Origin of the sequence: Microtetraspora glauca, assembly GCF_040656155.1 — a bacterium.
GTDB lineage: Bacteria > Actinomycetota > Actinomycetes > Streptosporangiales > Streptosporangiaceae > Microtetraspora > Microtetraspora glauca.
Window position 1 is genome coordinate 206,253 of record NZ_JBFALK010000018.1, and the last position, 11,452, is coordinate 217,704.

Sequence of the window (11,452 nt, forward strand, 5' to 3'; positions counted from 1 at the left end):
TCGTCTCAAGGGCGCCCCGAGCCCGCGTGAGCGCAGCGAGCGCCAATGGACACAGAGCGCGACAAGTACTGTGGGGAGCTGTGAGCCTTGACGAGCGAGCGGCCCGCTGGCGGGCCGACCTGACCTCCTGGGGCATCCCGGACGAGATCGTGGCGAAGGCGCCGGCCAGCCCGTGGACCCATCACGTCGCGCGCTTCGCGAGGAGGACGGACACGCTGCTCGCCGCTCCTCAGGGGCCGACCTACGAGCGGGCGCGTGAGGCGCTGCCCGAGGAGGGATCCGTCCTCGACGTCGGCGCGGGGACCGGCGCGGGGAGCCTTCCGCTGCGCCCGGCGACGCTGATCGCCGTGGACGAGAACCGGGCCATGCTGGACGCGCTGGCGAAGCGCGGGCGCGAGGTCGGATGCGGGACGATCCGGTTGGTCGAGGGCCGCTGGCCCGACGTGGCGGAGCGCACACCCGCGGCGGACGTGGTCGTCTGCGCGCATGTCGTCTTCAACGTGCCCGATCTGGTGCCCTTCCTGGCCGCGTTGGACGCGCACGCGCGCCGCAGGGTGGTGCTCGAACTGCCTCTGGTCCACCCGATGAGCTGGCTGAACCCGCTCTGGGAACACTTTCACGGCCTGACCAGGCCGGATCGCCCGACGTCGGACGACGTTTTGTCCATTGTCAGGGAGATGGGCTTCGTGGCGGAGTCGGAGGCGCACACGGCGCCGGACGCGCCCTTCGAGTCGATCGAGGAGATGTCCGCGGGTGCCTGCCGTCGGCTCTGCCTGGACCCGGCGCGGGCTCCGGAGGTGGCGAGAGTGGTCGAGGAATTCGGCCTGTGGCCGCTTCCGCCACGCCGATTCGTCACAATCTGGTGGGATACCGGGAAATAAGCGGAGATATGTTACGTTCTCCCCTGATGGGCCTTATGGCCATCCCGGACGAGACGCGCCGTACCCGGAAAGCGAAGACGACGCACTCCCTGTCACCAGGAAGTCACGTCTCGTCCCAAGGGGGAACCATGGCCTGGATCCTGCTCATCGTCGCCGGCCTGTTCGAGGTCGCCATGGCGTACTCGCTCAAGATGAGCGACGGTTTCTCGCACGCGTGGTGGTCGGGCGGATTCTTCGTCTTCTCCATCCTCAGCTTCGGGCTGCTGTCGTTCGCGCTCAAGAGCCTCGAGGTCGGTACGGCCTACGCCGTCTGGACCGGGATCGGCGCGATCGGCACCGCGATCCTGGGAATCGCCCTGCTGGGGGACAACGCGTCCCTCCTGAAGATCGTCTCGATCGTGTTCATCCTCATCGGGGTCATCGGCCTCAACCTCGCGGGCGGCGCCGCGCACTGACCCGGCTCCGTCGCGCGGCGGCTCTTCCGGCCCCGCGAGCCCGGCCAGTTCTCCCCGCCCGCCGGAACCCTCCGGGGCGTGTTCCCGCCTCGCCAGCGGTTAACCGGCTTGACAGCTTTGGCGGTGTCGCGCTTGGCTGGGCGACATGATTGAGATCCACACGATGACCGTCGACAGCGCCCGGCCGTACGAGCTCGCCCAGTGGTGGAGCGAGGCGCTCGGCTGGCCGCTGGTCGATTCCGAGCCCGGTGACGACGAGGTCATGCTCGACCGGCCGGACGGGCCTCCCCACGTGCTCTTCATCCAGGTCCCCGAAGACAAGACGATCAAGAATCGACTCCACTTCGACGTGACCGGTACGGATGGGGCGACCCGGGACCAGGAGGTCGAGCGTCTGGTCGCGCTGGGCGCCAAGCCGTACGAGGACCACCGCAACCCGGACGGCACCGGCTGGGTCACGCTGCTCGACCCGGAGGGTAACGAGTTCTGCGTCTGCAGGAGCGAGGCGGAGCGCAACGCCTGAGGCGCCGTGCCCGAGGGCGTCACTCATCGGAAGAGGACGCCCGAGGACCGGCGTCAGCCGTTGCCCCGCGCCCGGCCGCGCATGGTCAGCGCGAGCAGCCCGGTGACCAGGTACACGAGCGCGCCACCCCAGAGCGCGTCCCACGCCGCGCCGAAGACGCCTTCCCTGTCGATGACGAGCTGCACCGGATACATCAGCACCGCGGTGCCGACGCCCGGATAGAGCGCGAAGCGCCACGGGTGGCGCAGTGACCAGCGCCGCGCCTGCTGGGTGACCCGATCGCCCTGGTCCGGCTTCGAGATCGCGCCGATGGCGGCCACCAGCGTGAAGACGCTGATGCCGAGGCACAGGGCCCACGTCAGGTCGGGCGGTCCCGGCAGGACGAGGCCCATCAGGAAGCTGGTGCCCGCGACCGCTCCGCCCGAGACCGCGGCGGCCTTCCAGGGCGCGCCGCGCAGAGCCGCGCCGGCCAGGGACATCTCGTCACGTCGAGTCAGTTCGTTCATATCTCAAGGCTGCAATCCGGCACGCCTCCGTGGCATCGGGGAAGCCCCTGAGCGCACCCTGAGCCGCCCCTCTGCCCTACCTCCGTCGCCGCTAGGCTCGGCCGTATGTCCGTTTCCTTCCGTACGGCCCGGCGCGACGACGTCCCGGCCATCCTGGCGATGTTGGACGACGACCCCATAGCCGCGGCCCGCGAGCCGGGCAAGGGAGTCGACCCCATGGCGGCCTTCGAGGTCATCGAGGCCGATCCGCGCAACGAGCTGCTCGTGGCGGAGGAGGACGGCCAGGTGATCGGGACGTTCCAGCTCACGTTCATCCCGGGGCTGTCACGGCGAGGGGCGGAGCGGGCCCAGATCGAGGCGGTCCGGGTGGCCGTGCCGTACCGGAACCGGGGGATCGGGCGCCGGATGATGGAGTGGGCCGTCGAGCGGGCACGCGAGCGCGGCTGCGGCCTCGTCCAGCTCACGACCGACAAGGCGCGGAATGACGCGCACCGCTTCTACGCCTCGCTCGGCTTCACCCCCTCCCACGAGGGCTTCAAACTCCGCCTCTGACGTGGTTCCCGCTCGGATCTGGCGGCTCCGCACCCAACCTTGATGGGGAAATCGGGATGTCAGGAGCCGCCATCTGGGCGCTGATATCCGGTCAACGTTCGGAGACGGGCCGTTGGCTCGGATCGCCTGGACGCGACCCCTTCGGCGCCGGGGCGATGTCGACGAGGTTGTCGTGGTACACGGCGCCGCGGCCCATGTCGGCGTCGCGCTCGTCCACCACGGAGTTGGGGTTCGAGCCGCCGGGACTGAGCTTGGGCCAGTGGCCCTTCGGCGCCGCGGCCACACCGGGCTTGACCCGGTCGCTGATCTCCGCGTACGCCGAGAACTCCCCGTTGTCGTTGAACACCCTGACGAGCTGCCCGTCGGTGAGCCCGCGCGCCTCCGCGTCCGCCGGATTGATCATGACCCGCGGTCCCTTGGACCGTCTGAGCAGCTCGGGGTTGTTGCTGAAGATCGTGTTGAGGAAGGTGTGCGAGGCAGGCGTGATCAGCGTCAGCTTCGTCGCCGACGCCGTACGGGCGCTGAGCGAGGGGACGTATCCCGCGACCCTGGGGAGGCCGTCGGCCTCGGCCCGCTCGGAGACGAACTCCAGCCTGCCGGACGGCGTGGGGAAGCCGTCGGTGAAGGGGACGAACGGGTCGTCGACCGCGAGCCGCGCCCAGCCCTCCTTGCGCAGCCGCTCCAGCGTGATGCCCGGCGTCCCGCTGAGGAGCTGCTCGGCCAGCTCCAGGTCGGAGTCGTACAGCGAGGGCTCCGTCAGGCCCATGTGCCGGGCCAGCCGGCGGAAAGTCTCCGTCGTGGACACGCACTCGCCGGGGGCCTCGACGGCGGGCTCGTTCCACATCACGTACATGTGGCCGTAGCCCGCGTGCAGGTCCATGTGCTCGGTCTGCATGGTCGCGGGCAGCACGATGTCGGCGTAGTCGACGGTGTCGGTCGGGAACTGCTCCATCACGACCGTGAACAGGTCCTCGCGCAGCATCGCCTCGCGTACGCGGTTCTGGTCGGAGGTCGAGCCGAGCGGGTTGGCGGCATAGACCCACAGGCACTTCACGGACTCGTCCAGGCCGTCGGCCAGTCGGGTCATCGTCAGCGTGCGGACCGGCTTCTCCAGCAGGTCGTCGCGCGGGTCCACGCGCAGCGGGAAGTGCGCGGACGTGGAATAGGACACGCCGCCTCCCGGATGCCGCCAGTCGCCCGTCACCCCGGGGATGCAGGCGATCGCGCGCATCGCGGCACCTCCGCCCTCGTGCCGCTGGATGCCCATCGTCGCGCGGATGCCGGTGGGCCTGGTGTGCGCGAGCCGTACGCCGAGTGCCCGGATGTCCGCCTCGGGCAGGCCGGTGATCTCGGCCACCCTGCTCGGAGGATATTTCTGGATCTCTGCCTTGAACTCGTCCCAGCCGAGGGTGTGGTTCTCCAGGTACTCCCGATCTTCGGCCCCTTCTTCCAGGACCACGTTGAGCAGCCCGAGGGCGAGGGCGCCGTCCGTCCCCGGCCGGATCGGCAGGTGCTCGTCGGCCTGGTCGGCGGTGCGGGTCCTGATGGGGTCGATCGCCACGACGTGCGCGCCGTTCGCCTTCGCGTCCTGGACGAACTTCCACATGTGGTGACCGCTGGTCAGGGTGTTGGTGCCCCACAGCAGGATCAGCTTGGACAACGCGAACGTCTCGGGGTCCATGCCGCCGGGGGTGCCGTTGACGTACGTGACGCCGAGGTTCCCCGCGCGTGAGCAGATGTTCAGGTCGTGCTGGGACGCGCCGAGGACGTTCCAGAACCGCCGCCCGGCCAGGCCGCCCTCACCCTGGATGAACCCCAGCGTGCCGGTGCCCTGGTACGGCCAGATGGCTTCGCCGCCGTGCTCGGCGACGATGCCCGTCAGCCGGTCGGCGATCGTTCGGAGCGCCTCGTCCCAGCTGATCCGCTCGAACCGGCCGGAACCCTTGGGCCCCACCCGCTTCATCGGGTGCAGGATCCGGTCGGCCGCTCGCGTGTGCTCCAGGTAGCGGTTGACCTTCACGCAGAGTGCGCCCCGTGTGAACGGATGATCACGGTTTCCTCGCAGGCCGACCGCCTGGCCGTCCCTGACCGTCACCTCCCACGAGCACGTGTCGGGGCAGTCGAGCGGGCAGGCACCCAGAACGCGCAATTCCATGGCGGTAACTTTACGAGCCCCCCTCAAGATCTATCAGCCGGTCGACGTTCGCTCGGTCGTCCTCGGCGGTGCTCGGCCCCGTGGAGAACCACGCGTCGAGGATCTCGGTCAGGATCTGGCGGGAGGTCAGCCGGAGGCTCAGCGCGAGAACGTTGGCGTCGTTCCAGGTGCGCGCGCCCGCCGCGGTGGCCGCGTCGACGCACAGCGCGGCGCGTACGCCCGGTACCTTGTTCGCGGCGATCGAGGCCCCGGTCCCGGTCCAGCAGCAGACGATGCCCTGGTCCGCCCGGCCCGCCGCCACGTCCCGCGCGGCCTCGGAGCAGCACCACGCCCAATCCGCCCGGCCACCTGGGGCCAACGCTCCATAGAGTGTGACTGAATGCCGCGCCGCTCCGCTTCGGTCACGATATGTGACGCTATGCCATCAAGGCTGTCCGAGGCGAGTGAAAGTCGCATGGCATCGATTGTGGACACTGAGTGCGAAGATCGCACAGAATCGCTGGTGGTGAGGGGCATAAAGGAGAAGAACACGACGATGGAGACTCCTGATCGCGGAGTCGTCCTCGTCGTCGAGCCCCTGCTGCCGCAGCGCATCCGCCGCCCGTCCGACGCCCTGCGCTTCCTGCTCACCCTGGTGGCGCTCGTCGCGGTGGTGCTGCTCGCCCTGGCGCTGCAGCGCACGCTCAACGGCCTGGAGACCGACGTCCAGGCGGGCACCGGGCGCGCGCCCGACGTGTTGTCGTCCGCATCGGGCCTGCTCGGCGGCATCTTCGTGCTGGTCGTACCGGTGGCGTTCGCCGTCGAACGGGTCTTCCACCGCGACGGGATGCGCGTCACCCAGGGGCTGATCGCCGCCATCCTCGCCCTGCTGATCTCGTACTCGCTGGACGAGTGGCTGATCGGATCCGGCCCTCTCGAACTCAAGCAGCTCCTGACCGGCGGCAGGGACGTCGAGCCGCTCAACACCGTGCTGACCCCCGCCGTCGCGTACGCCACGGCCGTACGGATGTCCCGCCGGCCCCGATGGCGCGCGCTGATGGCGGCGGCGATCGTGCTCGACGTGTTCGCCCTGTTCACCGCGACCAGGGTGACCGCGCTCGGGGTGATGGTCACCTATCTCGTCGGCCTCGCCGTCGGCTTCGGCACCCTGTACGGCATCGGCAGCGCGAACACCCGGCCGCCGGGCAGCGCGGTGGTCGCCGCGCTGAGGCGCCTCGGCTTCGTCCCGGTGAGCGCGCGGCGGGTCGAGGACGACAGCTCGGGCAGCCGCCGTTACCTCGTGGGGCTCGCGGACAAGAGCCACCTCGACGTGACCGTCCTCGACCGTGACCGGCAGGTGGCCGGGATCGCCTACCGGCTGTGGCGGCGCGTGTGGCTGCACCCCGACACGAGACGACGGGCCATCCGCTCGCTCCGGGCCGAGCTGGAGCGCGAGGCCCTGATGGCGTACGCCGCCCAGGCGGCCGGGGCGAACCTGCCGCGCCTCCTCGGCACCAGCGAGGTGGGCACGGAGGCGGCGCTCCTCGCCTACGAGCACGTCGGAAGCCGCTCGCTGGAGGAGCTCAGCGACGACGAGATCGACGACGCGCTGCTCGCCCAGATCTGGGAGCAGGTGCGGCTGCTCCAGGCGCACCGGCTCGCGCACCGGCACCTCACCGGCGAGAGCATCCACGTGGACAAGGACGGCCGGGTGCTGCTGGTCGACGCGCGGAGCGGCGAGATCGCGGCCGGTGACCTGCTGCTCCGGCTCGACCTCGCTCAACTCCTGGCCTACCTGGGCCTGCGCGTGGGGCCGGAGCGCTCGGTCGCCTCGGCGGCGGCCGTGCTGGGCGCGGACACGCTCGCCGGGGCGCTGCCGCTGTTGCAGCGGATCGCGCTCAGCCGCGGCACCCGCGCCGCGGCGCGCAAGGAGAAGAACCTCCTGCCCGCTCTCCGCGAGCAGATCGTCGCGCTCAAGCCGCAGGTCGAGGTGGACGAGGTCCGGCTCGAACGGTTCCAGCCGAAGACCCTGGTGACGATCATTGCGAGCGCCATCGCCGCGTACATCCTGCTCTCCCAGATCAGCCAGGTGAACCTGTTCTCGGTGGTGACCAGCGCCAACTGGGCCTGGGGCGGCGTGGCTCTGGTCGGCGCCGGCCTGAGCTATGTCGCCGCGGCGATCATGTTGCGCGGGTTCGTCCCCGAGCATCTCCCGCTCGGGCCGACGGTCCTGGCGCAGTTCGCCGCGTCGTTCGTCAAGCTGGTCGCGCCCGCCGCGGTCGGCGGCGTCGCGATCAACACCAGATACCTGCAGAAACGCGGCATCCCTTCCGGCCCGGCGGTGGCGAGCGTGGGCGCGTCCCAGCTCATCGGCCTGATGTTCCACCTCATGCTGCTGCTGTTCTTCGGATACATCACGGGCACGCAGGCGGCGCCCTCTCTGACCCCGTCACGCGGGCTGCTGATCGCGCTGCTCGCGACCGCCGTGCTCTGCCTGATCGTGCTGGCCGTCCGGCCGCTGCGCCGGTTCGTGACCGTACGGCTGCGTGCGATGTTCTCCGGTGTGGTGCCCCGGCTGCTGGACGTGCTCCAGTCGCCGTCCAAGATCTTCGAAGCGGTCGGCGGAACGCTTCTGCTCACCATCGCCTTCGTGGCCTGCCTGTACGCGTGCGTCCGGGCGTTCGGCGGTGACCTGAGCTTCGCGGCGATCGCCGTGGTCTTCCTCACGGCCAACGCGATCGGCTCGGCCGCCCCCACACCGGGTGGTCTGGGGGCGGTCGAGGCGGCGCTCTCCGTGGGGCTGACGGTCGCCGGGATGGACAGGTCCGTCGCCCTGTCGGCTGTGCTGCTGTACCGGCTGATGACGTTCTGGCTGCCCGTCCTGCCCGGCTGGGCGTCCTTCGCCTGGCTGCAACGCCACAACGCCCTCTAGCCGTACGAACCCGTACGGCCAGAGGGCGCCCGGTCAGCCGTCGCTGGAGGCGGCCCAGAGGTTGATGCCGGCCTCAACGGCGTCCTTGTCGATGGCGTCCAGCTCGTCCTGCGTGAAGTCGAGGCCCTTCACCGCGTCGAGGCTGTCGTCGAGCTGGGCGACGCTGCTCGCGCCGATCAGGACCGAGGTCACCCGCCGGTCCCGGAGCGCCCACGCCAGGGCCATCTGCGCGAGGGACTGGCCGCGCCGGCGCGCGATCTCGTGCAGCGTGCGGATGTGCCGCAGCGTCTCGTCAGTCAGCAGTCCGGGGTCCAGGGACTTGCCCTGGGCGGCCCGGGATCCCTGGGGGATGCCGTCCAGGTATCGGTCGGTCAGCATGCCCTGGGCCAGCGGGGAGAACGCGATGCAGCCCACGCCCTCCTCTTCGAGGGTGTCGAGCAGGCCGCCCTCGATCCACCGGTTGAGCATGGAGTACGACGGCTGGTGGATGAGCAGCGGCGTCCCCATGGCCCGCAGGATGTCCGCGGCCTCCTTCGTCCTCTCGGGGGAGTACGACGAGATCCCGGCGTAGAGCGCCTTGCCGGAGCGCACGGCGTGGTCCAGCGCCCCCATGGTCTCTTCGAGCGGCGTCTCGGGGTCGAACCTGTGGCTGTAGAAGATGTCCACGTAGTCCAGGCCCATGCGCGAGAGCGACTGGTCGAGGCTGGACAGCAGGTACTTGCGCGAGCCCCACTCGCCGTACGGGCCGGGCCACATGTCGTAGCCCGCCTTCGTCGAGATCACCAGCTCGTCCCGATATTTCGCGAAATCTTCGCGGAAGAGGCGACCAAAGTTGATCTCCGCCGAGCCGTACGGTGGGCCGTAGTTGTTGGCCAGGTCGAAGTGCGTCACGCCCCGGTCGAACGCCCGGCGCAGGATGGCGCGCTGGGTGTCGATCGGCTTGTCGTCCCCGAAGTTGTGCCAGAGCCCCAGAGAGACCGCCGGCAGCTTCAACCCGCTTCTCCCGGTCCGGTTGTACGGCATGGGGCCGTACCGATCGTCGGCAGCGGTGTAGGTCATTCCGTCACTCCAGCTCTGTCGAGAATCCAGGACAGCGCGAAGGCCTCCTCGCGCCACGCGTCATAGCGGCCGCTCCTGCCGCCGTGGCCCGCGCCCATCTCGGTCTTGAGCAGGAACGGGCCACCCTGGGCGGTGGCACGCAGCCTGGCGATCCACTTCGCGGGCTCGTGGTACAGCACGCGGGTGTCGTTCAGGCTGGTGATCGCCAGGATCGGCGGGTACGGCCTGCCGTCGATGTTCTCGTATGGCGAGTACGACTTCATATAGGCATAGACATCCGGATTGTGCAGAGGATCGCCCCACTCGTCCCATTCGATGACGGTCAACGGCATCGACGGGTCCAGGATCGTGTTCAGAGCGTCCACGAACGGCACCTCGGCGACGATCCCGGCGAACTCCTCCGGCGCGATGTTGGCGACCGCGCCCATGAGCAGGCCGCCCGCGGAACCGCCCCGGGCGATGATCGCGCTGGACCAGCCCGCGGCCTTGAGATGCCCGGCACAGGCCACGAAGTCGGTGAAGGTGTTCTTCTTCCTGGTCAGCTTGCCGTCCTCGTACCAGCCGCGGCCCATCTCGCCGCCGCCTCTGACGTGCGCCACGGCGAAGACGAACCCCCGGTCGAGGAGCGACAGCCGGGCCACCGAGAAGTACGGGTCGATCGACGTCTCGTAGCTGCCGTAGCCGTACAGGAGGGTGGGAGCGGGCCGGGCGGTGCCCTTCCTCATCACGATCGAGATGGGCACCCGGGTGCCGTCCTCGGCGGTCGCCCACTCGCGGAACTGCTCGTAGTCCTCGGGGTCGTACCCGCCGAGCACGGGCCTCCGCTTGAGGAGGATCAGCTCGTCCGACGCGAGGTCGTAGTCGTACACCGACGGCGGAGTGACCATCGAGGTGTAGGCGAGCCGCAGCCGGGTGGCCTCGAACTCCGGGTTCCCCGACGGTGTCACCTCGTAGAGCGGCTCCGGGAACGGGATCTCGTACGGCTCGCGCGCCCCGCCCGGCAGGATCCTGATGCCGGTCAGCCCCTGGCGGCGGAAGTGCACGACGATGTGGTCCTTGAAGGCGTCCACGTCGAGCAGCCGGGTGTCCTCGCGATGCTCGATCAGCGGCGTCCACGTCCCGGGGTCGTCGATCGGCGCGGTGGCCAGCTCGAAGTTCCGCGCGTCGTCGTTGTGCAGGACCAGGAAGTGGTCGCCCGCGTGGTCGAGGTCGTACTCGACACCGGTGCGGCGCGGCCGTACGACGGTGAACTCGCCGGTCGGGTCGGCGGCGTCCAGCACCCGGACCTCACTGGTGATCTTGCTGCCCGCGCTGAGCACGAGGTATCGCTGGCTGCGCGTCAGTCCGATGCCGACCCAGAACCGCTCGTCGTCCTCCTGGTAGACGAGGACGTCCTCCTCGGATCCCAGCGTGTGGCGGTGCACCCGATAGGGGCGCCACGCCTCGTCGATCGTGGTGTAGAAGAACGTCGAACCGTCGGCCGACCACGTTCCGCCGTAGAAGATGCCCGGAATCTCGTCCGGGAGGAGCTCGCCGGTACCGAGGTCCTTGAACCTCAGCGTGAACCGCTCGTCACCGGAGAAGTCCGTGGAGTACGCCAGCATCGTGCCGTCGGGGCTGACCGCACTCGTCCCGAGTGCGAAGAACGGACTGTCGCCGGCCAGAACGTTCCCGTCCAGGAGGATCTGCTCGCCGGGAAGGGGCTCCCCGGCCGTCAGCGCGGGTGGATCGTCCCCGTCCGCCGCGACCCGGCAGTGGATGCCGTACTGCTTGCCCTCCTCGGTGCGCGAGTAGTACCACCAGGCGCCCTTGCGCGTCGGGACCGACAGGTCGGTCTCCAGGGTGCGGGCCTTGATCTCCTGGAAGACCGTCTCCTCGAGGTCCTTCAGGTGGCCGGTCACCTGCTGCGTGTAGGCGTTCTCGGCCTCCAGGTAGGAGATGGTGTCCGCATCGTCCTTCTTGAACAGCCACGCGTACTCGTCGATCACGATGTCGCCGTGATGGGTGCGGGCGGCCGGAATCTTCTTCGCCACAGGTGGCATCTCGCTGCTCACGGGCCGAGTCTATGTTCGGGCCCGTGCGGGCCGCGGGGGTTCGTTTCGTACGGCTTGCGCCCACTTGATGGGCGCGGGGATCGCGGCCTGCTCGATCCGTACTCGGGTGCTCCGAATGACTGCTAATCTTTTGCCGTCGGCAACGCCCGGCACAACCCCTTCCGATCTCTTCGGTGATCAAGCATGGGCGAGTGCGGGAAACGTCGATATTCCCTTGAAACACGCTGGTTCTGAAGATTAGTTCGCGAGAACGTCTCTGGTCTGGTAAGTTAGAGGGGTTGCCCCGGAGACGGGGCGGCTGCGATTCCTCTCGGGTTGCAGGGTTCGGGTCAAGTGTTCCGAAATGGGACGGTTTG

10 protein-coding genes and 1 riboswitch are annotated in these 11,452 nt (G+C 69.4%); of the genes, 5 read left to right on the forward strand and 5 right to left on the reverse strand.

The features are described 5' to 3' along the window. Positions 1-80 precede the first annotated feature (80 nt). From AB0I59_RS30035 to AB0I59_RS30045, 3 genes are all read left to right on the forward strand, one after another. On the forward strand, positions 81-881 hold the full coding sequence (locus AB0I59_RS30035; RefSeq protein WP_063818954.1) for a class I SAM-dependent methyltransferase: 801 nt from the start codon (positions 81-83) through the stop codon (positions 879-881). Between the two features lie 24 nt (positions 882-905). After that, a riboswitch (guanidine-III (ykkC-III) riboswitch) is annotated at positions 906-968 on the forward strand. 41 nt (positions 969-1,009) lie between these two features. After that, entirely contained in the window at positions 1,010-1,336 is a 327-nt protein-coding gene (locus AB0I59_RS30040) for a DMT family transporter (protein ID WP_061260016.1), read from the forward strand. 145 nt (positions 1,337-1,481) lie between these two features. After that, positions 1,482-1,859 (forward strand): VOC family protein, encoded by a 378-nt coding sequence (locus tag AB0I59_RS30045; RefSeq protein ID WP_061260015.1) that lies wholly within the window; start codon positions 1,482-1,484, stop codon positions 1,857-1,859. Between the two features lie 53 nt (positions 1,860-1,912). Here the strand turns inward: AB0I59_RS30045 and AB0I59_RS30050 are convergent, their stop codons facing one another. After that, positions 1,913-2,365: a hypothetical protein gene (locus tag AB0I59_RS30050; protein ID WP_061260014.1), complete on the reverse strand. Its 453-nt coding sequence runs from the start codon at positions 2,363-2,365 to the stop codon at positions 1,913-1,915. A gap of 105 nt (positions 2,366-2,470) precedes the next feature. Here AB0I59_RS30050 and AB0I59_RS30055 point away from each other — a divergent pair, with 105 nt between their 5' ends. Continuing rightward, positions 2,471-2,917 carry a GNAT family N-acetyltransferase gene (locus AB0I59_RS30055; RefSeq protein WP_358138253.1) on the forward strand — a complete coding sequence of 149 codons (447 nt, stop codon included), beginning with the start codon at positions 2,471-2,473 and terminating at the stop codon, positions 2,915-2,917. A 91-nt stretch (positions 2,918-3,008) separates the two neighbouring features. Here AB0I59_RS30055 and AB0I59_RS30060 read toward each other — a convergent pair whose 3' ends face one another. Together AB0I59_RS30060 and AB0I59_RS30065 are read right to left on the reverse strand one after the other, a co-directional pair. Then, positions 3,009-5,072 (reverse strand): molybdopterin-containing oxidoreductase family protein, encoded by a 2,064-nt coding sequence (locus AB0I59_RS30060; protein WP_061260012.1) that lies wholly within the window; start codon positions 5,070-5,072, stop codon positions 3,009-3,011. 10 nt (positions 5,073-5,082) lie between these two features. Next, positions 5,083-5,430, reverse strand: coding sequence for an RpiB/LacA/LacB family sugar-phosphate isomerase (locus AB0I59_RS30065; RefSeq protein ID WP_358138255.1), 348 nt, complete (start codon positions 5,428-5,430; stop codon positions 5,083-5,085). A gap of 177 nt (positions 5,431-5,607) precedes the next feature. Between AB0I59_RS30065 and AB0I59_RS30070 the strand changes: the two genes are divergently transcribed. Further along, entirely contained in the window at positions 5,608-7,983 is a 2,376-nt protein-coding gene (locus AB0I59_RS30070; protein WP_061260011.1) for a flippase-like domain-containing protein, read from the forward strand. A 33-nt stretch (positions 7,984-8,016) separates the two neighbouring features. Here AB0I59_RS30070 and mgrA read toward each other — a convergent pair whose 3' ends face one another. Beyond that, positions 8,017-9,042, reverse strand: a complete 1,026-nt coding sequence (gene mgrA / locus AB0I59_RS30075) for an L-glyceraldehyde 3-phosphate reductase (protein ID WP_061260010.1) — start codon at positions 9,040-9,042, stop codon at positions 8,017-8,019. After that, positions 9,039-11,096 carry a S9 family peptidase gene (locus AB0I59_RS30080; RefSeq protein WP_061260009.1) on the reverse strand — a complete coding sequence of 686 codons (2,058 nt, stop codon included), beginning with the start codon at positions 11,094-11,096 and terminating at the stop codon, positions 9,039-9,041. The genes mgrA and AB0I59_RS30080 overlap by 4 nt, the downstream gene beginning before the upstream one ends. Between the last annotated feature and the right edge of the window lie 356 nt (positions 11,097-11,452).